Origin of the sequence: Bartonella alsatica (assembly GCF_013388295.1) — a bacterium.
Lineage (GTDB): Bacteria > Pseudomonadota > Alphaproteobacteria > Rhizobiales > Rhizobiaceae > Bartonella > Bartonella alsatica.
The window spans coordinates 828,075-852,699 of the sequence record NZ_CP058235.1 but is presented as its reverse complement, the minus strand read 5'-3'; the positions used below and the strand labels follow the sequence as shown (position 1 = coordinate 852,699).

Annotated in this window: 25 protein-coding genes and 1 pseudogene; 8 read left to right on the top strand and 18 right to left on the bottom strand. The window is 37.2% G+C overall.

Going from position 1 to position 24,625, the window contains the following annotated elements:
* The first annotated feature begins 69 nt into the window (after positions 1 to 69).
* From rimM to HWV54_RS03520, 7 genes are all read left to right on the top strand, one after another.
* The gene (gene rimM / locus HWV54_RS03550; RefSeq protein ID WP_005866649.1) at positions 70 to 615 is read left to right on the top strand and encodes a ribosome maturation factor RimM; all 546 of its coding nucleotides are present in this window, start codon (positions 70 to 72) and stop codon (positions 613 to 615) included.
* A gap of 253 nt (positions 616 to 868) precedes the next feature.
* Entirely contained in the window at positions 869 to 1,567 is a 699-nt protein-coding gene (trmD, locus tag HWV54_RS03545; RefSeq protein ID WP_005866651.1) for a tRNA (guanosine(37)-N1)-methyltransferase TrmD, read from the top strand.
* Between the two features lie 212 nt (positions 1,568 to 1,779).
* Positions 1,780 to 2,220 carry a 50S ribosomal protein L19 gene (gene rplS / locus HWV54_RS03540; RefSeq protein ID WP_005866653.1) on the top strand — a complete coding sequence of 147 codons (441 nt, stop codon included), beginning with the start codon at positions 1,780 to 1,782 and terminating at the stop codon, positions 2,218 to 2,220.
* Positions 2,221 to 2,697: 477 nt separating this feature from the next.
* A complete protein-coding gene (gene sdhC / locus HWV54_RS03535) occupies positions 2,698 to 3,114 on the top strand; it encodes a succinate dehydrogenase, cytochrome b556 subunit (protein ID WP_005866655.1) in 417 nt (138 codons plus the stop codon).
* A 3-nt stretch (positions 3,115 to 3,117) separates the two neighbouring features.
* Positions 3,118 to 3,504 carry a succinate dehydrogenase, hydrophobic membrane anchor protein gene (gene sdhD / locus HWV54_RS03530; protein WP_005866657.1) on the top strand — a complete coding sequence of 129 codons (387 nt, stop codon included), beginning with the start codon at positions 3,118 to 3,120 and terminating at the stop codon, positions 3,502 to 3,504.
* A 5-nt stretch (positions 3,505 to 3,509) separates the two neighbouring features.
* Positions 3,510 to 5,354, top strand: a complete 1,845-nt coding sequence (gene sdhA, locus HWV54_RS03525) for a succinate dehydrogenase flavoprotein subunit (RefSeq protein ID WP_005866659.1) — start codon at positions 3,510 to 3,512, stop codon at positions 5,352 to 5,354.
* A gap of 14 nt (positions 5,355 to 5,368) precedes the next feature.
* Positions 5,369 to 6,148 carry a succinate dehydrogenase iron-sulfur subunit gene (locus HWV54_RS03520; protein ID WP_005866660.1) on the top strand — a complete coding sequence of 260 codons (780 nt, stop codon included), beginning with the start codon at positions 5,369 to 5,371 and terminating at the stop codon, positions 6,146 to 6,148.
* A gap of 1,632 nt (positions 6,149 to 7,780) precedes the next feature.
* On the opposite strand, the gene virB11 is transcribed toward HWV54_RS03520, so the two are convergent.
* The 17 genes and pseudogenes from virB11 to HWV54_RS03440 form a co-directional block, all read right to left on the bottom strand.
* Complete coding sequence (virB11, locus tag HWV54_RS03515) at positions 7,781 to 8,845, bottom strand: P-type DNA transfer ATPase VirB11 (protein WP_198001859.1); 1,065 nt, start codon at positions 8,843 to 8,845, stop codon at positions 7,781 to 7,783.
* Positions 8,817 to 9,977, bottom strand: coding sequence for a type IV secretion system protein VirB10 (gene virB10, locus HWV54_RS03510; RefSeq protein ID WP_005866664.1), 1,161 nt, complete (start codon positions 9,975 to 9,977; stop codon positions 8,817 to 8,819). The genes virB11 and virB10 overlap by 29 nt, the downstream gene beginning before the upstream one ends.
* Entirely contained in the window at positions 9,977 to 10,783 is an 807-nt protein-coding gene (virB9, locus tag HWV54_RS03505; RefSeq protein WP_005866666.1) for a P-type conjugative transfer protein VirB9, read from the bottom strand. The genes virB10 and virB9 overlap by 1 nt, the downstream gene beginning before the upstream one ends.
* 13 nt (positions 10,784 to 10,796) lie before the next feature.
* Positions 10,797 to 11,495: a VirB8 family type IV secretion system protein gene (locus HWV54_RS03500; RefSeq protein WP_005866668.1), complete on the bottom strand. Its 699-nt coding sequence runs from the start codon at positions 11,493 to 11,495 to the stop codon at positions 10,797 to 10,799.
* The gene (locus HWV54_RS03495; RefSeq protein ID WP_005866670.1) at positions 11,492 to 11,635 is read right to left on the bottom strand and encodes a hypothetical protein; all 144 of its coding nucleotides are present in this window, start codon (positions 11,633 to 11,635) and stop codon (positions 11,492 to 11,494) included. The genes HWV54_RS03500 and HWV54_RS03495 overlap by 4 nt, the downstream gene beginning before the upstream one ends.
* 166 nt (positions 11,636 to 11,801) lie before the next feature.
* Positions 11,802 to 12,686 carry a TrbL/VirB6 family protein gene (locus HWV54_RS03490; RefSeq protein ID WP_005866676.1) on the bottom strand — a complete coding sequence of 295 codons (885 nt, stop codon included), beginning with the start codon at positions 12,684 to 12,686 and terminating at the stop codon, positions 11,802 to 11,804.
* A gap of 242 nt (positions 12,687 to 12,928) precedes the next feature.
* Complete coding sequence (locus HWV54_RS03485; protein ID WP_176953561.1) at positions 12,929 to 13,714, bottom strand: TrbJ/VirB5 family protein; 786 nt, start codon at positions 13,712 to 13,714, stop codon at positions 12,929 to 12,931.
* 75 nt (positions 13,715 to 13,789) lie between these two features.
* A pseudogene (locus HWV54_RS06825) lies at positions 13,790 to 13,903 on the bottom strand (TrwG protein); the annotation flags it as partial.
* Complete coding sequence (locus tag HWV54_RS03480) at positions 13,900 to 14,043, bottom strand: hypothetical protein (RefSeq protein WP_005866670.1); 144 nt, start codon at positions 14,041 to 14,043, stop codon at positions 13,900 to 13,902. The pseudogene HWV54_RS06825 and the gene HWV54_RS03480, both read right to left, overlap by 4 nt.
* Before the next feature lie 166 nt (positions 14,044 to 14,209).
* Entirely contained in the window at positions 14,210 to 15,094 is an 885-nt protein-coding gene (locus HWV54_RS03475; protein ID WP_005866676.1) for a TrbL/VirB6 family protein, read from the bottom strand.
* A 242-nt stretch (positions 15,095 to 15,336) separates the two neighbouring features.
* Positions 15,337 to 16,125 (bottom strand): TrbJ/VirB5 family protein, encoded by a 789-nt coding sequence (locus tag HWV54_RS03470; protein ID WP_176953560.1) that lies wholly within the window; start codon positions 16,123 to 16,125, stop codon positions 15,337 to 15,339.
* Positions 16,122 to 18,593 carry a VirB4 family type IV secretion/conjugal transfer ATPase gene (locus HWV54_RS03465; RefSeq protein WP_040296412.1) on the bottom strand — a complete coding sequence of 824 codons (2,472 nt, stop codon included), beginning with the start codon at positions 18,591 to 18,593 and terminating at the stop codon, positions 16,122 to 16,124. Before HWV54_RS03465 ends, HWV54_RS03470 begins: the two co-directional genes overlap by 4 nt.
* Positions 18,594 to 18,595: 2 nt before the next feature.
* Positions 18,596 to 18,904, bottom strand: a complete 309-nt coding sequence (trwM, locus tag HWV54_RS03460) for a VirB3 family type IV secretion system protein TrwM (protein ID WP_005866680.1) — start codon at positions 18,902 to 18,904, stop codon at positions 18,596 to 18,598.
* Between the two features lie 475 nt (positions 18,905 to 19,379).
* Positions 19,380 to 19,688 carry a VirB2 family type IV secretion system major pilin TrwL gene (trwL, locus tag HWV54_RS03455; RefSeq protein WP_005866683.1) on the bottom strand — a complete coding sequence of 103 codons (309 nt, stop codon included), beginning with the start codon at positions 19,686 to 19,688 and terminating at the stop codon, positions 19,380 to 19,382.
* A 127-nt stretch (positions 19,689 to 19,815) separates the two neighbouring features.
* Positions 19,816 to 20,139 (bottom strand): VirB2 family type IV secretion system major pilin TrwL, encoded by a 324-nt coding sequence (trwL, locus tag HWV54_RS03450; RefSeq protein WP_005866684.1) that lies wholly within the window; start codon positions 20,137 to 20,139, stop codon positions 19,816 to 19,818.
* Complete coding sequence (korA, locus tag HWV54_RS03445; RefSeq protein ID WP_005866686.1) at positions 20,102 to 20,401, bottom strand: KorA family transcriptional regulator; 300 nt, start codon at positions 20,399 to 20,401, stop codon at positions 20,102 to 20,104. The genes trwL (HWV54_RS03450) and korA overlap by 38 nt, the downstream gene beginning before the upstream one ends.
* 127 nt (positions 20,402 to 20,528) lie before the next feature.
* Positions 20,529 to 21,158, bottom strand: a complete 630-nt coding sequence (locus HWV54_RS03440; RefSeq protein ID WP_005866688.1) for a lysozyme family protein — start codon at positions 21,156 to 21,158, stop codon at positions 20,529 to 20,531.
* 748 nt (positions 21,159 to 21,906) lie between these two features.
* Here HWV54_RS03440 and HWV54_RS03435 point away from each other — a divergent pair.
* Positions 21,907 to 22,194 carry an H-NS histone family protein gene (locus HWV54_RS03435; protein WP_005866691.1) on the top strand — a complete coding sequence of 96 codons (288 nt, stop codon included), beginning with the start codon at positions 21,907 to 21,909 and terminating at the stop codon, positions 22,192 to 22,194.
* Positions 22,195 to 23,159: 965 nt separating this feature from the next.
* Here the strand turns inward: HWV54_RS03435 and HWV54_RS03430 are convergent.
* Complete coding sequence (locus HWV54_RS03430; RefSeq protein ID WP_005866693.1) at positions 23,160 to 24,422, bottom strand: ubiquinone biosynthesis hydroxylase; 1,263 nt, start codon at positions 24,420 to 24,422, stop codon at positions 23,160 to 23,162.
* Positions 24,423 to 24,625: the final 203 nt, after the last annotated feature.

The following is a 24,625-nucleotide window of genomic DNA, read 5'->3' as shown; positions in this document are numbered from 1 at the left end:
TGTTATGGCAACAAAATTGAATAGAAAATTACAAGATTGAAAAATTCATTTTGAGAGATAATACTTTGTATGGAATATAATAAAAAAAAGCTTAAAAATAAAGTCTATCTTGCTATCGTTGGTTCAGCTCATGGTATAAAAGGAGACATTTTGATTAAGGTCTTAAGTGCTAAACCACAGCATTTAAATGCGTATGGTATTCTTTATGATGATATGGGACGTTCTTATGAAATTGTAACTCTTCGCATGCAAAAAGATAATGCGATTGTGCATTTTAAAGGGATTGAAGATCGCAATGCTGCTGAGAACTTAAAAGGGCTTCACCTTTATGTTACTCGCGATCAATTGGTGGAGGATTTGACTGAGGATGAATTTTATCAAGTCGATTTAATTGGGCTTCATGTTCAGGATGATGTTGGTCAAATTTTGGGTGAGGTGAGTGGTTTTTTTAATTTTGGGGCTGGTGATTTGCTTGAGATACGTTTGAATACGCGTAAAACAGTGCTTATTCCCTTTAGCAAGGCAGCAGTGCCAGAAATTTGCATTGCTTCTGGTTTTCTTGTTGTTGATCCAGTGGCTGCTGGTTTAAGTGACATGGGAAAAAGTAATAAATAGCTTGAATCAGAAAAATGAAGATGAAGGCGAAAAGTAAAATGAAAAAATATAAGAATACGCTTCCAAACAAATGTGTTAGCATTTTTCTTTGAAATGTTTTTTGGATTATTAGCAGATAAGCTTTAAAATAGGGGATGTGGCTCTTGGGTATAGAGAAGATGGGCGCTTTTCCTTTGGATAAATACTGCTGGTGTTGATGATAACCGGTTGGTGCTGATATGGTATAGTTTGGGCTAAAGGTTTGGATGAAAAAATGAAGTTTCAAGCACGCATTTTAACACTTTATCCCGAAATGTTTCCTGGTTTTTTGGGTTATTCTTTAGCCGGCCAAGCTTTAGAGCGTGGTATATGGTCGCTAGAAACAGTGCAGATTAGGGATTTTGCTTTGGATAAGCACCATAGTGTTGATGACAAACCAGCTGGTGGGGGAGCTGGTATGGTGATGCGGGCGGATGTATTAGCGGCTGCATTGGATAATTGTCCAAATGATTCACCAAGGTTGTTAATGAGTCCGCGTGGACGGCTTTTTAACCAAACTTATGCGCGTTCTTTGGCGCGTGAAGCGGGAGTAACACTGGTTTGTGGACGTTTTGAAGGTGTCGATGAACGGATAATAGAAGCGCGAGAATTGGAAGAAGTATCCATTGGTGATTATATTCTTTCGGGAGGGGAAACAGCTGCGTTGGTTCTCTTGGATGCTATTATACGTCTTCTCCCCGGCGTTATGGGCAATGAGGCTTCTGCAATATGTGAAAGTTTTGAGAATGGCTTGCTGGAATACCCTCAGTACACGCGTCCTCCTCTTTTCGAAGGACGAGGTATTCCACCAGTGTTGACGTCAGGGAATCACAAAGCTATTGCGGATTGGCGCCGACAGCAAGCTGAACTGTTAACACGTCAACGTCGTCCTGATCTTTATGCGCGTTATGATAAAAATTTGCAGAAAACTTGATTCATGTTGTAAGGTGGTGTATTGCATGGTTCTCTTTTTGAAGGATTTTCTTATGAGAGGTTTTCTGTAGTTCTACGATTATAATGAAGGAATGGTGTATTCGCTCCTGCGTAAGGCATAGCTTAAAGAGCTTCTTTTTTTTTATAAAAAGCTTTTTTCGGCAAGAGTTGAGCGCTCTGACTGTTCGATAAAGAACATGAAGGATAAAGGAAATGGACATTATCGCTCAGCTTGAAGCTGAACAATGTGCAAAAATTGCAGAAAAACGCCAACTGCCAGCGTTTCAGCCAGGGGATACAGTTCGTGTGATGGTGCGCGTCACCGAGGGTACACGTACACGTGTTCAAGCTTATGAAGGAATTTGTATTGCACGTTCAGGTGGTGGGATAAATGAGACTTTTACTGTGCGCAAGATTTCTTATGGTGAAGGTGTTGAACGTGTCTTTCCTGTTTACTCTCCTTTGATTGAAGGTGTTGAGCTTGTGCGCCGGGGTAAAGTGCGTCGTGCAAAACTATATTATCTTCGTGGTTTGAGAGGTAAAGCTGCGCGTATTGCTGAAAAGAGAGATTACCGGAAAAAAGGTGAAAAGATTGTTGAGATTGTAGAAGAAACAACTGTGAGTACAGATTCTACAACGCAAATCGCTAAGTAATAACTGCATTTGCTAAAATTTATACAAAAGCAACTTTATATCGCTTCTTTGTGTTTTCTGATTCGGTTTTCAGTTAAAGAAGTGGCTTTGAGTATGTGTAAAACGTTAAGCTTCTCAAAAGTCTCTGTATTTCATTTCTCTTAAATTGTGGCTGAAATTTAAAATCTCTGGAGATCGTTGTAGATATTCAGAAATAGGTGTGAGTAGACTTGAAGAATTATATTTATATTTGAGAAACGATGTTAGACCTTTGACGTGAAGATAAAATTGTATTAAATTAAGGCACGTTTTACGGCTACATATCTGTAAAACATTCGGTTTTTTTATGCGTGACCTTTAATCCGTTATTTGAGACAACCGACCTATAATATTGGCATTTTGAAATGCCAAATAAATGGAAATGATAATACACTTGGTCATTTTGTGCGATCTTATCGCTCATGATGTGGTTGCAGTAAAAGCTAATTCAGGATGTTTATGACAGAGACAATTAAGATAAAAGAGCGCCCTCGTTCTCCTCATATAAGTATTTATCATTGGACCATAACGATGGCGATGTCGATTGCACATCGTATTACGGGTATGGCTCTTTATTTCGGAATGGTTTTTCTTGCTATTTGGTTAATTTCAGTTAGCTGTGGAGCTGAGACGTTTAGAATAATTCATAAGATTTATAGTTCTTTGCCTGGGCTTTGTATCTTGTTTCTTTATACCCTTGCTGGCATTCATCATATGATTGGTGGTATTCGTCATATTATTTGGGATTTGAAACCTTGCCTTTTGGCTAAAGAAAAGGCAACTATTACTGCGTGGGCGACTGTGTTTATTTCTTTTCTTGCTACTCTTGCGATTTGGATTATTGGATATACCATTGTTTATCTGGGGGTGGAGTAGACTATGAAAAAAGATTTTCGAACGGAACTTGCCAAAGTACGCGGGCGTGGAAGTGCGCATGAAGGAACAGAGCACTTTTGGTTACAACGTTTGACGGGTTTTATAAATATACCACTTTTGATATTTTTTATTGTTCTTATTCTTTCACTTGTTGGAAAGGACTATGACATTGTGCGGGCACGGCTTGCACATCCTGTCGTGGCTATTTTAATGGGATTGCTAACTTTTTCAGTCCTTTATCATATGAAACTTGGAATGCAGGTAATTATTGAGGATTATATTCCACGTGAAGGTGTACGAATATTCTTTCTGGCATTAAATATTTTGTTTTGTTTTGTTTTAGGGGGAGTTATCATTTTTGCCCTTTTGAAAATTGCGTTAGGGAGTTAAACAATATGGCGAGTACAGTATCATCTCTGGGCGCTGTAGCAGGTAATGCTCCTTATCGCTATGTAGATCATAGATTCGATGTTGTTGTTGTTGGTGCAGGTGGTGCGGGTTTGCGTGCAACACTTGGAATGGCGGAGCAAGGATTAAAAACAGCTTGTATCACAAAAGTTTTTCCAACTAGATCGCACACGGTGGCAGCGCAGGGTGGTATTGCAGCGTCGCTTGCTAATATGGGACCTGACAATTGGCAGTGGCATTTATACGATACGGTAAAAGGATCTGATTGGTTAGGCGATACTGATGCAATGGAATATTTAGTGCGTAATGCACCTGCTGCTGTGTATGAATTAGAACATTATGGGGTACCTTTTTCACGTACGCAAGAAGGTAAAATTTATCAACGTCCCTTTGGTGGCCATACAACACAGTTTGGCGAAGGTCCACCTGTTCAACGTACTTGTGCAGCAGCTGATCGCACAGGACATGCAATTTTACATACACTTTATGGACAGAGCTTAAAGCACAATGCACAGTTTTTTATTGAATATTTTGCACTTGATTTAATCATGACTGATGGTGTGTGTACAGGTGTGGTGGCATGGAATCTTGATGATGGTACAATCCACCGTTTTTCTTCTAAGATGGTTGTTCTCGCAACTGGTGGCTATGGACGTGCTTATTTTTCAGCGACATCGGCACATACCTGTACGGGTGATGGTGGTGGAATGATCGCACGTGCTGGATTACCACTTCAGGATATGGAATTTGTTCAATTTCATCCTACTGGGATTTATGGTTCTGGTTGCTTAATTACAGAAGGGGCGCGTGGTGAAGGTGGTTATTTGATTAATTCTGAGGGCGAGCGCTTTATGGAGCGTTATGCACCTTCTTTTAAAGATTTGGCTTCACGTGATTTGGTTTCACGGTGTATAACGCTTGAAATTCGTGAAGGGCGCGGCGTTGGTTCAAGAAAGGATCATATCTATTTGGTTCTTAACCATATTGATCCTGCTGTATTGCACGAGCGTTTACCGGGAATTTCGGAATCAGCACGAATTTTTGCAGGGGTTGATGTGACAAAAGAGCCTATCCCCGTCCTTCCAACAGTTCATTATAACATGGGCGGTATTCCTACCAATTACTATGGGGAAGTTCTCAATCCAACTACTGATTCGCCTGATCGGATTCAACCGGGTTTGATGGCGGTGGGAGAAGCAGGCTGTGCTTCTGTTCATGGTGCTAACCGTCTGGGATCAAATTCATTAATTGATCTTGTAGTGTTTGGTCGTGCTGCTGCAATTCGTGCGGGTGAAGTGATTGATCGAAATGCAGAAATTCCCCCTCTTAATGAGGCTGCTGTTGACGAAATTATGGCACGTTTTGATCGTTTACGCTTTGCTCAAGGGGCAACGCCAACAGCTGTATTGCGTGATAAAATGCAACGAACTATGCAAGAAGATGCTGCTGTCTTCCGTACAAAGGATTCTTTGCAACAAGGATGTAAGCGGATAAGTCGAATTTGGGATGAATTGTCTGATCTCAAAGTAACAGATCGTTCGCTGATATGGAATTCTGATTTGGTTGAAACATTAGAGCTTGAGAATCTGATGGCTAATGCAATTACTACTGTCTATTCTGCAGAAGCACGTTTAGAGAGTCGAGGAGCCCATGCGCGTGAAGATTATCCAGAGCGTGATGACAAAAATTGGCGTAAACATACACTTTCGCATTTGTCAAAAGATGGTAAGGTAACTTTGTCGTATCGGCCTGTCCATGTTGATCCGTTAACATCTGAAGCAGATGGTGGTATCGACTTAAAACGTATCGCACCTAAAAAACGTGTTTATTAAGGGGAGAATAAATTATGGTACAAATTAAGCTTCCCAAAAATTCTCGAGTAAAACCGGGAAAAATTTGGCCTAAGCCTGAAGGTGCTACGCAATTGACAGAATTTCACGTCTACCGTTGGTCGCCTGATGATGAGGAAAATCCTCATCTGGATACCTATTATATAGATCGTTCTGCTTGTGGCCCTATGATTCTTGATGGGCTTTTGTTCATTAAGAATCATATCGATCCAACTTTAACATTTCGCCGTTCATGCCGTGAAGGTATTTGTGGTTCGTGTGCGATGAATATTGATGGGACTAATACGCTGGCTTGTACTAAAGGTATGGATGATGTGAAGCATCCCATTAAAGTGTATCCTTTGCCTTCTATGCCGATTGTTAAAGATTTGGTTCCTGATTTGAAGCGCTTTTATGCCCAACATCGTGTGATTGAACCTTGGTTGCAAACTATTTCGCCTGAACCTGCGAAAGAGTGGTTACAAAGTTATTCTGATCGTCGAAAAATTGATGGTCTTTATGAATGTATTTTGTGTGCTTGTTGTCAGACATCATGTCCGAGTTATTGGTGGAACGGCGATCGTTATTTGGGACCAGCTATTTTGCTCCAGGCTTATCGTTGGATTGCTGATTCACGTGATGAGATGTGTGGTGAGCGTCTTGATAATTTAGAAGATCCTTTCCGTCTTTATCGGTGCCATACAATTATGAATTGTGCGCAGACTTGTCCAAAAGGGTTAAATCCAGCTAAGGCAATTGCTGAAATTAAGAAACTCATGGTTGAGCGTCGTTTTTAAAAACTATCAGTTAATGGAAGTAGTGTGAGTGACGAGTAGGTATTATACTTTTGCCACTCTTTTAGATATTTCACGGTGATTAATCTATACTTGCCCACTTTTGTATGAGGATTTAAAAGAGCTATCATCATATTTGAGAAAGTCTTTTGGGTGAAATAAATACCTTAATTAGGAAAATAGATTTTGAATATGGAATGAAAAGTTTTAGCGGGTTAGTGTTAACTGGCTGGACAATCATTAGTGGAAAGGATGTTTCATTAGATTTCATGGGCGCTAATTTTATATGTTTTTATCCATGAAAGATGATGATTTAGCTGTGCTTAGACTGTATTTGTTATGCTATTGGACCTAAGATTTTCTGCGTATAGGCTTAAGAAATTTGTTTGAGCAAAAGGAAAATACTCCTTATTTTTCAGCATAAAAATATCTCTCTATATATAAAGAGAGAATTTTATAAGAAAGCATTGACTATATATCCAAGTACTGTTTGTTGTTTATATTTATTTGATAGCTTCTTTTTTATATTTGAAATAGCAAAGCTAATGCCATCTTTCTTTTTCTTGCTACCCATGTTGTGATTGTCGTGTATTGAGATGGTTTATCAGAGGCACTTGTAGCTTTTTTAAAACAATTTTTATTGTACACACTGATTCCTTTCATTCATGACGTGTAAGAAAATGCTTGTTCATTCTGAATGTAAGAATTTATAGTGAAAGAGTATTCTTGTGTTCAACACTCTTATTTAAATCGTAAAACGATAAAATATACTTATCAGCCAATTTATTAAATTGTTTCTGATTTTTTTCATTTATCTGCACACAATCTTTTGTCAAGCATAGGAGAGATCATATATGGTTTGAAGTAAGTGACTTGCACAAAGAATTATTCTAGTCGTTAAAAAATAATCTGCAATTATGCAAAGTTTACGTCAAAAAATCATGAAATGGGTAAGTGTACATTATGGAGTTGTAAAATCCATTTAATGTATTTTCAGATATAAATGTTGTTGCTATAATTGGATTGAATATAACTGAAGAAGATTTTTGAAGCGATTATCGTTGTACCTCTCTTGCATATGCGAGCAATACAATTGTAAGTCTTCTTACGTTATTAGATTCTTCATTATTGAATTGAAATGTGGTGTGCATATACTAAATTGGGATTTATAGTGGATTAAGCTCTCTGAGAGAGTATAAAGGTTATTTACTTGAAATAGCATTCATTGATTTCTAGTAAATAAAACGTAAGATTCTTAAATAGCCACTATTTTTGTCACAAACAATTTATTTGTAATGTTGAGTCCGAGTATTTTGTAGAAATCTCGTTGTGATGCGAATTGAGAGTCATTTCTTTTGCTAAGATATTTATTTCGTAGCGATTTTTCCTCTTTTGCATGAAATGCATACTTTAAAAAGATAAATGAAAAAACTATCAAAAGCAAAAAACTCATATGTGATTTATTTTTTCATGAATTTGTTATCATAAGCTTTCATTTCTTCCATTGTAAGATATAAAAAGTTTACCAGAAAGGTAAGTGAGAAAGAAAACTTATTTGAAAAGATTAATAAAGAGCCGTGGCAAATTGTCACGACTGTTGTTGTTTGTATCATACTACTGAAATAAGAATTGCGTTTAAACTATTTTCGATTTAGCAAAAATCGGATCATAAAAAACTTCAGAAAGCTTTCGATTCTTTAGGAACAACACTACATCCACTGTAGTGTAAAGTACTATCTTTATCATTTCTAAATCGAGCTGACGGCCAATTTCTGACCTTTTGATCAGCGTAGCACATCGTTCAAAAGTTTGTAAAGCATTGTTGGCGTGTGTTGTTGTGATTGAACCTGGATGTCCAGTGTTCAATGAGTTGAGATATTCCCATGCTTCGTTGCCACGCAGTTCTGCAAGAAAAATACGATCGGGTGATTGACGCAGACACGCATCTAGGCATTCATCGGCTGGAACGCGACCTGCACCATTACCATAAAGCATATGCACATGATTGGGATGATTAGGTAAAGAAAGTTCATGAACATCTTCAATAGTGATAATGCGTTCTTCTACCGGTACTATTTCAATTAAGGAGCGAGCAAATGTTGTTTTACCCGATCCTGTTTTTCCAGCAATGATAATGTTGCGTTTGTGAAGTACGCATTCTTTTAAAAATTCAAGAATTTTTCTATCACGTTTGAGATGGAGAAGTTGCACTTCAAATGGTTCCAACCGCGTGAAATCTTGTTTTGATAAAAAGTTATTTGCTTCTTTTTCCGAAGGTTTATTAAAACTTACATCGGTAAAATCATCAAATACATTTTCTTCATTGAGCTCCTCTAACGTTTTAACTGTTAGAGAATGTTTACGAATCATAAAGGATAGTGTGCCATCGATGACAGCTGGTGTTTGTATAATTGTGCCGCGTTGTCCACCGGGCAAGCGTACATAATTAATGCTTTGAGGAGCCATACCATTATAAACGATAATAGCCGTGATAAGAGTCTGCAAAAAAGCGGTTGTTAATTCTGGTACATTATGTATTTGCCACCCCCCAAAGCTTTTTGTCCACACTTCACAAGGGCGGCAGATCGATAATTCGGTAATTTTCGGATCTTCTAGGAAACGATCAAGCGGTTGCAGAAGTTGTGCAACAGCTTGATCTTTTTGTATGCGATTAACGTGTGACGAGGCTGTAGACATCACTGAAATCCAGATCACGAGCAACAAAAATATTTATTCGCTCACCTTGGTTTTTATAAAGTGTTGGTGGAATGTTAATGGAGTTTTGAAGAATGCTGGTCACTACCGATTCAGCATTATCTACATCTTTGGATTGTGCTTTTTCCTTACTTGTTCGTCCCATTTTGCCTTTTATCCATTCTCCTGCATCACCGATTACACTCACCATGATTGCCCCACTGAATCGTTGCCAAAAATGTGTATCGACCCAACCACCTATACCAGCTTCTCCAAGAGGACCAGTGCCAGGGGAGTTAAGATTGACAATAACACCAGAAGGCGTTTCAATACGCGACCATTGCACGAAAATGCGTGTTTGTCCTTGTTGAATACCGCTTTGGTAAAAACCAACGACTTTAGAACCACGATCTAACAGAACAACTCGACCACTTGTAGAATAAACGTCACGTGTTAAATGACATGTCGTCATTCCTGGTTGTGATGTGATAATTTTTGTTTCTAACGTGCAATCTATTTGTGTTCCTTGTGTAATTAATAGGTCTCGGTTATGCAGTTGAACTGCACGTGATTGCTCTAACTTTACAGGTTGTAACTGATTAAATAATGCACTACTATTTTCATTATTATCAGATGCGTTGTTTTTTGAGTTTTCTGTAGAGCCTTGGTTGCTTCCACCGTTGTTAAGACCAGAACTGAACATACGTTTCCGCACTAATTCTTCAGTATCTTGCATCAAATGTGGTGGAATTGTTGTATGAAGAAGTTTAGCTAAAGCTGATGGAATTTCTTGTGCCGAATCTTCTATTTGTATTATTTTTTCTTCTTCTTCTTCAACTTTCGGTTCTTCGATGACACGAGGAGTATAACTTGGTATGATTTGCTGTACCGTCTGTTGAGGCTTTTCTTCCTCAATTTCTACGGCATTACGCATTTTAAAAGCTTTCCAAGACAGAGCAATCGGTATCGCTATTATGCCAATGATACCTACCATTAACAATGCTCGTGCACCAGGGATTGTTGGACGACGCTCCAAACCTAATTCAGAGCTACCATATGCATCCTCAATATGTTTTTTCTCAGAGTAACCTAGCTCTGCGTTTCTTTTGTTTTCATCTCCTTTCTTACTGCCAAACATTACTTTACTCCTTTATTAATGCGATGAACCATCGAAGACACTGTTCCAGTTGTGTTTGGTATACCATTGGGGTCATAGGTTTCATTAAAAACAGCTAAAGCACGTGTTCCGAGTCGTATGAGCCATTTGGGATTGATCTTATGAACGGCAATAATATCATTAGAACTTCCTACAATAGTACGTGGTATTAAACTTTCATTTCCTTCAGCATCTACCACGTAAATTGATGGCATATCCATGTTGGTGGGAAACTTGAAATAAGTAATACGTCCATTGTCCCAAGCATTTATCGGAGCAATATCTTGATTGCCGCTCATGGTATAGTTGAGGTTATAACCTTTTACACCTTGGTGAAAACCTTGTTCAATAGCAAGGCGTTGATTATTTTCTTCCGACTTTTGGGTATTTGTATCAGGATAATGAAAAGCTAATTCATAGGTCGCTCCACCACGGTCATTTCGAAACTGGAGTCGGAATTTATAGCTACGTTTGTCGGTTACAACGATGAGATTCGTATTGGCAAGTTCTGCTTTAGGTTTAATAAAAATATGCCGTCCTTTATGTGCAAAAGCATAGGCATCGGAGTCCCCAAAGGCGTGGGTAATATACTGTTCGCCTTCTTCAAGGATAATATGTGTTGCTACGCCGAGGACAGTTTCAATTTGAACCACATCAGCTACATTATACATGACATAGCGAATGCGATGATCATATTGTGAATTAGATGGGGTTTTGAGTGCTTGCACAGGTACCGTATAAAGATAGGAAAATGAGGATAGTAGGGAAACAAACACAAATTTTTTCATAATAATCAATTCCTTAATTATTTAACAGTATTTCCGGATCAGTACGGTAACTTGTCACTTGAAAACCAAGAGGGTTAAGTAATCGATCAGATGATTTCATGGGTGCACCAACATAGGTGTAGCCAATTGTTGCGATTTGATGTTGTTTTGGTCCAACGGTACCGCTAGTGCTATGCTGTTGCGTTGTAAAACGCACCGTTGCTTGGCCATGTCCATTTGGCTGGATCGATCGTACTTTAACTGTGATGCGTGCTTTGTTGGAAAGTATTTTATCACGCGCATCGTCACCCTCATAGATTTTATAAAATTCTTGTTGCACATCTGGTGCGCTTAAAAGCGCTGCAGTGTCATAGTTTAGCTGAATGGTGTCATAGTCATAAGATTCGCGGTTAAGAACATATTGATTGAGCCAATATCTGTCCACAACTTCACCATAGCTGGTTTCATGCTCACGCATCACAGAAATTATATCAACTGCGCCAGTTGTGTTATCAACGCGTAGTAGCAAAGGTGTAGGAGCTGGTTGGGAGAAACCGACGATACCGCACATCATACCCAATAATCCAAAAATGCCAACGACACCTGCTACACGCCATGCGGTCTTACGCGACCTTACAAATTCGTTTATGAGTTCACGTTCTAAGCCTCGACTTTCTTCATAATAACTATTAAGTTTCTCAGCTTTTATTGGTTTAGCTTGTTTTTTTCTCATATTGCTCCTCGCTGAATTTCGGCAGGGATAGATTTATTAATAGGCACACGGTTCCAATTACCTGGTTGCTTAAGCTTTGGAGCCAATCCGCAGGCGGATAAAAGACTCATGATCAAAATTATAAAAATGACTGTTTTCATTTTAAAACTCCTCTTTTCCGACTGTATTATATACCTCTAGCACTTTTTTATCACTATTTCAATTTTGATTATAAATTAAAATACAGAGTTTGCTATTGTTTTTTTTAAATTCATGGAAGTGTTCAGCTACAGAGCAGATATTTTCTACTATGTAACTGAGATATTTTTATTTAGTTGTACGGCTGTTAGGGGAAGCATTGTTTCCTAGAGTACTTAATCTCCAGAGATGTCTAAATGTAACACCTTTTGCCAAAGTGTTTGCAAGTTGTGATAGTTTGAGCAACAGAATAATCGAGATAATAGATAGGATGAGAGTGCCGCCAAGTGCGTAACCCACATTTTGTTTACCATCAAATGCCAGGTCGCTTACGTAATTTGCAAAGATATTCATCATTAGACTAAATAGGGAGGCTAGAAATACAATGAAAATTGTATAGCTTAAAATTTGAGCTATCCATTGTTCGAAAAAGCGATAGGTTGGTTGCCAGAGTAAGGCGATAATGAAGAAAGGTCCAAGACCTACGAGAAGCCCTAGTGCGATTTTTGCCATCAAAATGAATGCGCCACCGATTGCGGCTAGGAAGCTTGTTGCAAGCAAGATGAGAATGCCAAAGAGACCATAGAGCAGCCCACCAGCATTTAAAAAAGCCGCTTCTTCAAAAGCTTTACTTGCACAATCGAACCCTTTTTCAGCTACATTATCAATCAAGTTGATTAATTCGTTATTTGGGAGAGGGTTGTTTATTAATGCATTTGACAAATTATTAGGCATTTCTGTTATCAGATTTGCTATATCTGATTGGTAAAGTCCTGCAGTCAAAGCTATTGAAGTAATAATGCTTATTTTCAGGCAGCGGCTCAGGAATTCAGCGATTGGCATATCTATTGCGCCGCGGATGATGAGCCATCCATATGCAATGAAAACAATAGAGAGACCGATTGATACGAAGGGTGTAATTGTAATGATCGATTTTGATAAAATATCCGTGACATATGTTTTTGTTATCTCATCAATTTTATTGAATAGATCTGTAAACATTATGAAGGCCATGACATTCCTCTTTAACGAATTTTCACCTTTCCATCATCTTAGGACATTGATGCGTGTTGTATGTTTCATCTGTATTTTTATGAAATTTGCCACAGGCATTTTTTCATCGGAAGTGTTGTAGGGTGGTTGAATCTTTCGTATATTTTTTTGTAGTTTTGGGATGGCATCGAATATTACCAATATTACATAGCCGGCTTTTTGCTAAGAGAGATGGTAAAAGAAATCGATGACATAGGAAAAAGTTATTGTGCGAATCTTATAGTAGGCATTTCTTTATTTTTACTATTAAGAATTTTCATATTTCGTTTCTGTTTTTGCTGACTGATAAGTGCTTGTTCTGCTTTACGTGAATATGCAACCATTTGTAATTTTGTTGCTTCATTTTGGATCATAGTCAGTTTACCCTTTAAGCGTGCTTGCAGTTCGGCGATGCTTTTTAAATCTTTTGTTTGGCTGATTTTCTGTAATAATTCTTTAATTTTGGTAAAACGATTTTCTGTTTCTTTAAAAGTTTGCAAGCTTACAGCTTTATCGACAATTGCTGCATATTCACTGCGTTGATTTATAGAATCACGTGCCTTACCGACAGAATCAAAAACTATTTTTTCTTCTGTAATATCCTTATCCTTCAGTAATGTGGATTTCCTAGATTTGTTATAGATAGATTGTGGGTTTTGAAAATAAAGATTATCACTATTTTCTGATTCGCTGTTTTCTCGTGCGCCTGTTATAGAGGTATACATTTTGTCCGTTTTCTCGAACTGCTTTTTTTCCATCTCAAGGTGTTGTTTTATTAAGTCTAAAATTTGTATTTTATACTTTGGCGGATTGGGTTCACTTTGTACTGTTGGTGTTGTTACGATAGTTCTTACATCTGATAACTGTTTTACATAATCATCAATATATTGAGTAGTAGCTGGAACTGTGTTTGCCACTTCTGGTATTCCCCCAAACCAAGAGAAGGCAATAGCTGAATTTGTTGTTCCAAGCAAAACAATCATTATCCCTGTAATCGTCAGCTTTCTCATATTTTGTTCCTTTTAGTTTTTATGTATTGCAGTTAGTTTTTATGTATTGCAGAAAGAAAAGTAATTAGATCAATGAGTTTTTGCTGACCTTATAAATTCGCTTATGAGTTCACGTTCTAAGCCTCGACTTTCTTCATAATAACTATTAAGTTTCTCAGCTTTTATTGGTTTAGCTTGTTTTTTTCTCATATTGCTCCTCGCTGAATTTCGGCAGGGATAGATTTATTAATAGGCACACGGTTCCAATTACCTGGTTGCTTAAGCTTTGGAGCCAATCCGCAGGCGGATAAAAGACTCATGATCAAAATTATAAAAATGACTGTTTTCATTTTAAAACTCCTCTTTTCCGACTGTATTATATACCTCTAGCACTTTTTTATCACTATTTCAATTTTGATTATAAATTAAAATACAGAGTTTGCTATTGTTTTTTTTAAATTCATGGAAGTGTTCAGCTACAGAGCAGATATTTTCTACTATGTAACTGAGATATTTTTATTTAGTTGTACGGCTGTTAGGGGAAGCATTGTTTCCTAGAGTACTTAATCTCCAGAGATGTCTAAATGTAACACCTTTTGCCAAAGTGTTTGCAAGTTGTGATAGTTTGAGCAACAGAATAATCGAGATAATAGATAGGATGAGAGTGCCGCCAAGTGCGTAACCCACATTTTGTTTACCATCAAATGCCAGGTCGCTTACGTAATTTGCAAAGATATTCATCATTAGACTAAATAGGGAGGCTAGAAATACAATGAAAATTGTATAGCTTAAAATTTGAGCTATCCATTGTTCGAAAAAGCGATAGGTTGGTTGCCAGAGTAAGGCGATAATGAAGAAAGGTCCAAGACCTACGAGAAGCCCTAGTGCGATTTTTGCCATCAAAATGAATGCGCCACCGATTGCGGCTAGGAAGCTTGTTGCAAGCAAGATGAGAATGCCAAAGAGACCATAGAGCAGCCCACCAGCATTTAAAAAAGCCGCTTCTTCAAAAGCTTTACTTGCACAATCGAACCCTTTTTCAGCTACATTATCAATCAAGTTGATTAATTCGTTATTTGGGAGAGGGTTGTTTATTAATGCATTTGACAAATTATTAGGCATTTCTGTTATCAGATTTGCTATATCTGATTGGTAAAGTCCTGCAGTCAAAGCTATTGAAGTAATAATGCTTATTTTCAGGCAGCGGCTCAGGAATTCAGCGATTGGCATATCTATTGCGCCGCGGATGATGAGCCATCCATATGCAATGAAAACAATAGAGAGACCGATTGATACGAAGGGTGTAATTGTAATGATCGATTTTGATAAAATATCCGTGACATATGTTTTTGTTATCTCATCAATTTTATTGAATAGATCTGTAAACATTATGAAGGCCATGACATTCCTCTTTAACGAATTTTCACCTTTCCATCATCTTAGGACATTGATGCGTGTTGTATGTTTCATCTGTATTTTTATGAAATTTGCCACAGGCATTTTTTCATCGGAAGTGTTGTAGGGTGGTTGAATCTTTCGTATATTTTTTTGTAGTTTTGGGATGGCATCGAATATTACCAATATTACATAGCCGGCTTTTTGCTAAGAGAGATGGTAAAAGAAATCGATGACATAGGAAAAAGTTATTGTGCGAATCTTATAGTAGGCATTTCTTTATTTTTACTATTAAGAATTTTCATATTTCGTTTCTGTTTTTGCTGACTGATAAGTGCTTGTTCTACATCGCGTGAATATGCAACCATTTGTAATTTTGTTGCTTCATTTTGGATCATGGCTAACATGCCTTTTATGCGTGTCTGTAGTTCTGCAATGCTTTTTAGATCGTTTGTTGTATTTATTTGTTCTACGAGTTCAGAGATTTGTTTAAAACGATTTTCTGTTTCTTGAAAAGTTTGCAAGCTTACAGCTTTATCGACAATTGCTGCATATTCACTGCGTTGATTTATAGAATTACGTGCCTTATCGACAGAATCAAAAACTGCTTTTTCTTCTGCAATATCCTTTACAATATCCTTATCCTTCAGTAATGTGGATTTCCTAGATTTGTTATAGATAGATTGTGGGTTTTGAAAATAAAGATCATCGCTATTTTCTGATTCGCTGTTTTCTCGTGCACCTGTTATAGAGGAATACATTTTTTCTGTTTGCTCAAACTGCTTATTTTTTATTTCAAGGTGTTCTTGTAATAAATTAATAATATCCGTGTAGTATTTTGGCGGAGAAGGTTTTTTAGGTTGTGGTTTAGGTTTTACTTGTGTTTGAAGTTTTTCGGGGGGTGGAGAAGGAGCGCTAAAAGATGGAACTGATGCGCTTAAATCTGCAGCTCCTGCTCCCCATCCCCAGAAGGCCATTGCTGAGTTTGGAATCCCTAAAATTGCTATGACCACTATTGTAATAATTGCTTTTCTCATGTTTCCCTCCTGTCAGTTTTTATATTTTGTAGAAAAACTGGTAACCATACTGCTGGATCATCACCTAATTCAGCGATAATGTTTTCGGCCAATTCTGCATTGTCAGGGGTACCTGATAACACTAAGAGCTCATCACTAAAGTCACGTTCGATGGTTTGGTCATCAATTGTTACATGAAATTTACCAAGATTTAGCTCTGCAAGTGCGGATTGATCTCCCTGCTTGATGAGGAACTGGCGACTAAATTCACCAAGTCCTTTAATCAGTTCAAATTCAGCATCTGTTAATTTAAAGCCCTCTGTATAATCTTTATAATTTGCTTTGGGATTGGCTAGAAAAATGTAAGTTGCGCATTGCTGAATAAGTGTTTTAGCGATATTGCTCTCTAAGGCATCACTAGGTTCTTGTGTAGCATAAACAAAAATACCATTTTGTTTACGGATAGTTTTCTGTTTGTTTTTAGCTAAATCCTCAAAGTATGGGTCTTGCAAAGGTTTCCAAAACTCATCAAAGATATACATAAACCGCTGTCCGCTAATCATTCCTTCTGTGCGGTAAAGCAAATACATCATTACCGGAGTACGAGTCTCTGGGTTATCTAAAAATTCTGTGATATCAAAACCGTAAATTTGATGTGTTGAGAGATTAAGTGCATCATTGGGATTATCAAATAACCATCCATAATCACCACCTTCACACCATTTTAACAAGCGAGCGTGAACTGATGGGTGTGCATTATAATCATTTAAATGTGGATTTGGTAAAAACTGCACTAGAAGAGATAAGCGACGCAGTGATTTGTCAATGTTGCTACTCATAATAGACGTAACAGCTTTGTTAATTTCCTCTTCGTCGTGGTGTGTAACTTCACCACCAGCTTCTGCCAATTTTTTGACAAATTGTTTTAGAAAGATCAGGTTGTCTTGTGAAGGGGGAAGTTGGAATGGGTTGAAACCACTCGGCCTACCAGGTGTAAATGACAAATATTTCCCCCCCATCGCTCGAATAGCAATTTCCATACCGCGATCTTTATCAAAAACAACGGTTGTCGGTTTAAATTTTTGCGCTTGTGCTAACAAAAATCCAAGCAACACTGTTTTACCGGAACCAGATTGCCCAATAAGTGCAGTATTACCGAGTAATCGCTTGTCTGTTGAATTTTCTTCAAGTTTGGAAGCATGAAAATTGAAATAAAGTGGCGTTTTACTTGTTGTTTTAAGAATTGTAACCGCTGGACCCCATGGGTTTCCAGTTGGCTTTCCTGACATAAAATTATGAAAAGATGAGAACGACAAAAAATTCAGTGATGTAATTGGTGCTGGACGTGGTCGCCATTTCCAATTTGCAGGCATTTGCGCCCAATAGCCAGCCTCTATAGCTAAATCTACAGGTTTTGGCATTACTGCAACGTCTAAAAGTATTGCGCTTGCTTTTGCCATATAGTCGCGAACTTGCTGAATTGTATCACCATAAGTGGTCAATGTACAATGGTGTTCACCCATGACAAAATGTCCACTTATAAGCTGGTTTAGTGCCTCATCAATTTGCTCAATTTGACTTGTTGCTACATCGCGAGCATCGATAAGATTACGTTGATGTCGCTGCAAATAATCTTTAGCAGCATGCCGTGAGAGCACCGAAAAACTCTGTGTTAGCACAAATTCGAAATCACTTTCCAGCAGCGCATTCAATTGACCTGGTTTGGTTGTCGTGTCGTATTCTTTAATTTCCAGCATTCCAAATCGGCGTATCCCATTGATTGTCCGCAGTTCACCAAGAGCACCCCATTTTGAGAAAAAAGGTCGATTGATAGATATATAGTCGGCAAAACGGTCATAACAGACGGGCATAGGATGGTATTCGCCATTGATAAGCATACCAAGAAATTCGAGTGCAGAAGAATAAACATGACCATTTTTTTCATAAACACCGAGAAGTTCTGCACCGTAACGTTGTAATGATTGACCTAGGGTATTGTTGATATCATTGAGGGATTTGATACATGACTCCTGCCGTAATTTCTTTTGATCGAGAGTTTCTCGTTCATGCTGGGAAAAAAATGACATAACTTTGTCAGCTATCGGTTGAAAAACAATGGTCAGATAAAGATCATTGACCATTAGATTATAACCAGTGAAACTTTGCCGATATTTTTCATCAAGCTGATAGCAAAACGTGTTATCAAATGTTGAATCTGGATATTCATAAACGCGCCGGCGTACGATATGAGTCCACAGAGATAAATTGGCTGATGCAATACCACGTAAGGTGTTGTTCAGCTCTTTTGTCCATTGAAAAATATCTTCTTGTGAAGCACTTTGATGCGAACGTCCGTCAATCTTCCAGATTGATAAATACTCTGCATTTTTAGTAGATATGATTGTATCTGTAACATGGTGTGAATAAGGTATGAACAGGCTTACTGGTGTCTCTGATGCGAGGCGTTTGCTGTTTTCAACAGCCATCATGCTTATCTCCTTTTGCGGTAATTTGAGGGACTATAACTTGATGCGCCCCAAAAATTTTTATTGCGATTGCGAAGTTTGGTATCGATCCACAACCACCAGATACGGAATGCTTTATCATCGTTTTTGGTAATTTGTACCATAATGAACCATAATGGTGGAGCAATTAGCCATAAAAAGATATTTATCGTCATAGCAATAACAGCTACACTTATAGCCATAATGATGAGCGGCATCATTGGTACGCCCCAAATGGTCGGAACACGAGTTGCCCCCTTGAATAAAGGAAATGCTTCATGTTTCTGTAATTTCATGAACAGCTCCTTATTAGCTCATGTAGAATAATATATTGCTAATATAGAATGCTGCTCCAGCCATGATGATACTAAATGCCCATCGTATAAATGTAGCCCTTTTAATAAGGCGACACATATAACTGATCAACAAAAGGAAAAAAATAAGAACAGCAACAATAGGAACAGTTATACTTAACCCGTAGTGTATATTCATTAGAAGGTCTATGTTCTTGTTTATTGTTTGGGCATAAGCAGATTGAGTTGCTAAAAGTATAATTGAAGTTATAAAAACAATACTAACTTTTCTATCAACTTTTGTTTCAGAAGTATTTAACCGTCTCATATTTTTACTCTCATGATAATTGAGGTTGCCATAATAATATTTCTCCTTTTGATATTGGATAAAATCATTACTGACATGTTCTCAATTACTGAATAGGAAGTTTGTCTTTAAAGAAAAAGAAACATTTCGTTTCATATAAGTTATAATAAATTAAGGCGTGAAGAGCATAGCCGTAATCTGAGCTGCTGATCCAGCAATGATAACGCCAATTGCCCATCGCATAAATGTAGTTTTTTCTATGAATCGTCCTGCATAACTAACTGCTAAACACAAAAGGATAATTGTAGCAGCAATAGGAATAATGGTCATTAATCCTGTTTTTACGTCATTTAGAAGTGTTTCAGCTTTCTTTAAACCATTAGCGTACACAGGGTTGGTTATAAGAAAGGTAGTTATCGCTGCGGCAGTTATGATGGTACTGTTATTAATTTTTGATTCCAAAGTCTTTAATTGTTTCATGTTGTTTGTCCTAATTAAACGGTACCAAAAAAGAATTTTCTCTTTGTGGTGCACGTAATGCAATTGTTTAGATACAAAAAACTACAAAATTCATATTTATGTTGTACAACTTCATAATTATGTTCAATTAAGGCGTGAAGAACATATTCGTAATCTGAGCTGCTGATCCAGCAATGATAACGCCAATTGCCCATCGCATAAATGTAGTTTTTTCTATGAAGCGTCCTGCATAACTAACTGCTAAACACAAAAGTATAATTGTAGCAGCAATAGGAATGATTGCGTTCAATTGAGTTTTGAATGTGTCTAAAACTGTTTTAGCTTTATTTAAACCACCTTGTTGTTGTGCTTGAACCCATACAGGATGAGCCATAAAAAATACAGTTACAGCTGCAACAGTTGTGGTGATTTTATTACGGACTGCTGTTTGAAGAATATTTGTTTGTTTCATGTTTTTCATCCTGATTAAGTTTAAAGTTGCCATAAATAACCCCTCTTTCATGAAGAAATTTAAAAAGATATTTCGGATCAGCCCAAGTTCTTAGTTTTCCTCTTTGTGTAAGAAGCGTATACTTGTTTGGTTTGCCAGTTACTGGATCATCTGCAATAAACGTAAAGTACCACTCCCTTTTTGAGCGCATTACAACTGTAATTTCACGTGCTGCTTTCTGACTAAATGCTATATCAACACTATTTTGTTCTATCATTTTCATTATTTTTGCCCTCAATTAGAAGAGATTTCGTCCAATCTTACTAATTAGAGCTTTAATATTTCTTTATCTACCTTTCATCACTATATCCCATCAAAATTTTAGTTCTAATTGATAAACATAATAGTCATTATTCCTGTTGTTTCCCCAATGAAGAGTTTTCTACTGTAAAAGCATCATGTACACTACTTGCTCCACTACTTGCTCTATACGTAAACACATCTTCTTCCGGGGAGGTAGGAAGAGATTCCACGTTAATTATTTGCTCTGTCTCTCCTTTGTGAAGCTGAACAACTTCTTGTGATTCCTTATCTACAAGCGCAGAAGTTACTACTTCGACAGGTGAAGAAATTTTCCTCATAGAAGCGTTGACAGGATCATTTTTAAAATTTCCTGTGTTGTAAAAACTCCATACAGTTTGCGATACAACTTGTTCAGAGCTGTATTGCGGCTTTGTTTGTTTATAACAATGTTTTAAAGTGGTCTGTACGACTTTAAAATTTTTGCAAGAATCAAACGTATCAAAGAGGACGACATCAATTTGCCTTAAATTTGCGTCAAAATTATGTTCAAATTGTTTGTGCTGTTCAGCTGTTACTATCGCTTCTCTAAATATAGATGGTTGGGGTGATAATTTGTCAGTTACATTTATTGTGTAAGTATTATCCAATGATTCTCGCATGGCGATAGTTGAAAGTGCTGCAGTATGTGTAGTCCCTGCGTATGCAGCAGCAAACATTACGAAATTTGAAACAATCATAAGCAACACACCCAATGATGAAAAAATCTATTGATACAAACGTTAATTTTGTTTGGTTTTTCTAATAGTAGCCACATTGTATTTCTAATAGACGAAGCGAGATTGCCGAATTTAGAACACTCTTTACAACTATAGATTTGTATCCTTTTGAGAGTATTTTTAAAGTATACTCGCATCCAACCAAACAAATACATCTGTGGGACAAAACCAAACGTATTAGACCGAAAAATGTTATAGCTATTATGTTTGCGGAAAAAGAGTTTGTCCTTAAATGAGAACCATTTTTGAGGGATTACTGAGGTTATTTTTTTTGTATAATTTTCTAACTGTCTAAGTTTGTCTGAATAGTACTGATATGAAGCAGAAACGCGTTGTATATAAGAATATTTTTTATCACTAGAATGAACTACGCTATCATTATGCAGAGAAGGCTTGTTCTTTTTCATATATTGCCATAGTTTATAAAATGGCGATTTATATTCATTTTGGACAGCTGGTTCATGTGAGTCAGGGAGGTGTGATGAAATTTGTACACCTTGATTATCCATTTCAAGGATCAAACTGAAAAAGGATACGGTCGTGATTATTGAGACACAATTAAACAGTTTTTCGTGGTCCAAAGCACATCTCCGTCAAGGTGATATATTCGTTGTAATTTTAATTTCGATAATAAATAGGCAAAAATTGTCTATAATTGTGTTTAAAATATGGCAGAGCACAATTCTTTTTTGCAAGGGGAGTAATTAAAATGAATAACCTCAAAAATATGGATTTTTATGAGCTACAAGAGATGCGTGCCCAAATCGATGTGGAATTGAAAAAACGACAAGCAAAAGAAAAACAGAATGCACGGCGAAAAATTCTTGAAATTGCTAGTGCACATGGAATTGATATTGCTGATCTTGCAAGTAAAGAACGTCATTATAGAAATCCCAATAACCAATGGGAATTATGGAATGGGCGTGGGCGTAGACCTAAGTGGATTAAAGAATGGTTGGAAAGCGGTTATACGCTTGAAGAACTAGAAGTAACATAATACATATGTGATATTTACATTTATGAGAATAGCAAGAAAGATCAACTTAGTCAGTGTATTCTTCTCAGTAGTTCAATGTATAAAACTGTTAGGCTGATGTGTTAAAGCACTGAGGGGTCAGATAAAACTATGAAAGCACTCATTTCTTCTTTAAAATGTGCAAAGTGTGTTGCTATAATAAGCCAGTGTTATCATTCTGTTTGCTAGTTTAAACTATTATGATTGCTTTTTCAGTGAGACGATTTAACAGAGACATTTTTACCTCTTTCTTAAACAGTTTTTATCTATATACTGGTCCTTCCTGTAATATGTAAGTAAATGGTTTTTATTAATTCACCGTAATAAAGAGCTCAAATAAGAAAATTTTACTATATTAAGGATTCTAAGTTCAATATGTAAATGATCAATTATTTGTAAATCTATATCTTGCCATGTGAATATCTTTATATTTTTGAAATACTGATCTATAGAACAAGTAGCTTTATGCTTTTGTAAAGTTGATCTGGTTTTTTCTTGTATGGCTAGGGATATCAGGTATTAACTTTATCTTTTTATCGTTTATGTGGTTAAGATAAGAGAGTACTTGGAAAAGTGAATTTTTCCGTGATTCGTGTTGATTTTAGTATTTTGATATAATTCTGTGACACATTTAATTCTGTAAGGCATCTTGAATGTATTTGTTATCAAAATTCATTATGTGTATCATTTTGTAAATAGTGTATTGGATATAAAAAATGAGGTAATTTTCTAGCTTCTGTCTATTTTCTTTCATGGTATAGGAGAAGGGGTAGCTGGCATAATTCATAAAAAACTGTGATTATAGGATGCGAGTAACCTCATTGTGAATCTAATGGAATTCTTCTAAAATTTTGGTATTGCAAAATAAGTAAAGAGTTTATTTTGATACAAAGGGGGTTTATCATGGGATGCAAAAAGTCACATGGTACGACTTCTGCTTATTTTGTTCAAAGAGGGAGACCGTGTAGCAAACGTGGGGAATGAGGGGTGAGGCCGGCAGCTTCTTGAATAAAATATTTTTTTATCTTTGGCGTTTGATTGACAATTCCAAGACCAGTATCGCGCAGGATTCGCAAGAAGAGATTATCATTAGAGAAGAGTTTATTAAGCCAGTCATTACTCAAAGCCATACGCACAGTTTCAAAACGTCTCCAGCTTTGATAACGTTCGAGAGCAGTGAGAGAACCAATATCAAGACCTAATCGTGCTGTTTCAATAATAACTTCAGCGAGTGCGGCACTATCGCGTAATCCTAAGTTAAGTCCTTGTCCTGCCAGGGGGTGGATTGTGTGGGCAGCATCACCAACCAGAACAAAACGAGGTTTAATGCATTGGCGTGTTAAAGAAAGACTCAAAGGAAAAGCTTGACGCTCGCCATTCCAAGAGAGTTTTCCAAATCGATGGCCAATGCGTTTTTCGAGTTCTGTTTCAAAGATAAGGGTGTCAGCTTTGAGGTAATATTGCGCGATTTTATGGGGTTCATTCCACACAATGGCCGACCGATTACCTTTGAGAGGGAGAAGAGCGAAAGGTCCAGCAGGGAAGAAATGTTGAGTTGCTTGTCCATGATGGGGTTTTTCATGGCCAATAGTGCAGATGATTGCCGTTTGTTTATAAGGATGAGAAAAGTTTTTAAGATCTGCTTTTTCGCGTAATTTCGAATGAGCTCCATCAGCTGCAATAAGTAACTTTGTTTGCCAAATTTCCTCATTGCTTAAAGTGACAGTTGTATGTTGCTCTTCTTGGTGAAAATCAACAACGCGCATGTTAGCAATGACGGGGATATTCAGATCTTTTACACGCTTTTTTAAAACACTGATAAGCTCTCTATGTCCCACTGTAGCAGCAAAGGGCTCGTTGGGCGTAACATTTCCTTCAAAGGTTAAAAGAGTTGGTTTAACAGGATCATTTGTACATGCATCAGTGATGATCATGGAATGTATGGGTTGGGCATGGGGTTTTATATATTGCCAACATTGCAATTGTTTTAACATACGAATAGAAGCAGCAGCAAGGGCGATAGTTCGTATATTCGAAGCAGGGATATCTTCTTGGAGGGCAGCATCAACTATATTCATTTTTAGTTCAGGGGCTGCTTGCTTGAGTGCTATTGCCAATGTTAATCCGACAGCCGCTCCTCCAGCAATGAGAAGATCGCATTGTCTTATAGCTTTCTTGGATTTTATATTTCTATTGAGATCAGAATACACAACATTTCATTCCATTGTTGGCAGTTTTTTGTTCTTAAAAAGGATACTTTTCTTTAACATTACTTTTTATACAATATTTTTTTTCTTTTTGCTTAAAAAGATGAGCTTTTCTTTTCTTGCTGGTTGATAAATAGTTTGGCTTTTTGGGGGGGCTTTTGTTGATCACTTGTGTAGTTCATTTCTATGACTTCTCCAGGCAAATC

Coding starts and splice junctions, on each gene's coding strand:
- rimM (WP_005866649.1), top strand. CDS start 70: ATGGAATATAATAAAAAAAAGCTTAAAAATAAAGTCTATCTTGCTATC.
- trmD (WP_005866651.1), top strand. CDS start 869: ATGAAGTTTCAAGCACGCATTTTAACACTTTATCCCGAAATGTTTCCT.
- rplS (WP_005866653.1), top strand. CDS start 1,780: ATGGACATTATCGCTCAGCTTGAAGCTGAACAATGTGCAAAAATTGCA.
- sdhC (WP_005866655.1), top strand. CDS start 2,698: ATGACAGAGACAATTAAGATAAAAGAGCGCCCTCGTTCTCCTCATATA.
- sdhD (WP_005866657.1), top strand. CDS start 3,118: ATGAAAAAAGATTTTCGAACGGAACTTGCCAAAGTACGCGGGCGTGGA.
- sdhA (WP_005866659.1), top strand. CDS start 3,510: ATGGCGAGTACAGTATCATCTCTGGGCGCTGTAGCAGGTAATGCTCCT.
- HWV54_RS03520 (WP_005866660.1), top strand. CDS start 5,369: ATGGTACAAATTAAGCTTCCCAAAAATTCTCGAGTAAAACCGGGAAAA.
- virB10 (WP_005866664.1), bottom strand. CDS start 9,977: ATGTTTGGCAGTAAGAAAGGAGATGAAAACAAAAGAAACGCAGAGCTA.
- virB9 (WP_005866666.1), bottom strand. CDS start 10,783: ATGAAAAAATTTGTGTTTGTTTCCCTACTATCCTCATTTTCCTATCTT.
- HWV54_RS03500 (WP_005866668.1), bottom strand. CDS start 11,495: ATGAGAAAAAAACAAGCTAAACCAATAAAAGCTGAGAAACTTAATAGT.
- HWV54_RS03495 (WP_005866670.1), bottom strand. CDS start 11,635: ATGAAAACAGTCATTTTTATAATTTTGATCATGAGTCTTTTATCCGCC.
- HWV54_RS03490 (WP_005866676.1), bottom strand. CDS start 12,686: ATGGCCTTCATAATGTTTACAGATCTATTCAATAAAATTGATGAGATA.
- HWV54_RS03485 (WP_176953561.1), bottom strand. CDS start 13,714: ATGAGAAAGCTGACGATTACAGGGATAATGATTGTTTTGCTTGGAACA.
- HWV54_RS03480 (WP_005866670.1), bottom strand. CDS start 14,043: ATGAAAACAGTCATTTTTATAATTTTGATCATGAGTCTTTTATCCGCC.
- HWV54_RS03475 (WP_005866676.1), bottom strand. CDS start 15,094: ATGGCCTTCATAATGTTTACAGATCTATTCAATAAAATTGATGAGATA.
- HWV54_RS03470 (WP_176953560.1), bottom strand. CDS start 16,125: ATGAGAAAAGCAATTATTACAATAGTGGTCATAGCAATTTTAGGGATT.
- HWV54_RS03465 (WP_040296412.1), bottom strand. CDS start 18,593: ATGATGGCTGTTGAAAACAGCAAACGCCTCGCATCAGAGACACCAGTA.
- trwM (WP_005866680.1), bottom strand. CDS start 18,904: ATGAAATTACAGAAACATGAAGCATTTCCTTTATTCAAGGGGGCAACT.
- trwL (WP_005866683.1), bottom strand. CDS start 19,688: ATGAAACAATTAAAGACTTTGGAATCAAAAATTAATAACAGTACCATC.
- trwL (WP_005866684.1), bottom strand. CDS start 20,139: ATGAAACAAACAAATATTCTTCAAACAGCAGTCCGTAATAAAATCACC.
- korA (WP_005866686.1), bottom strand. CDS start 20,401: ATGAAAATGATAGAACAAAATAGTGTTGATATAGCATTTAGTCAGAAA.
- HWV54_RS03440 (WP_005866688.1), bottom strand. CDS start 21,158: ATGATTGTTTCAAATTTCGTAATGTTTGCTGCTGCATACGCAGGGACT.
- HWV54_RS03435 (WP_005866691.1), top strand. CDS start 21,907: ATGAATAACCTCAAAAATATGGATTTTTATGAGCTACAAGAGATGCGT.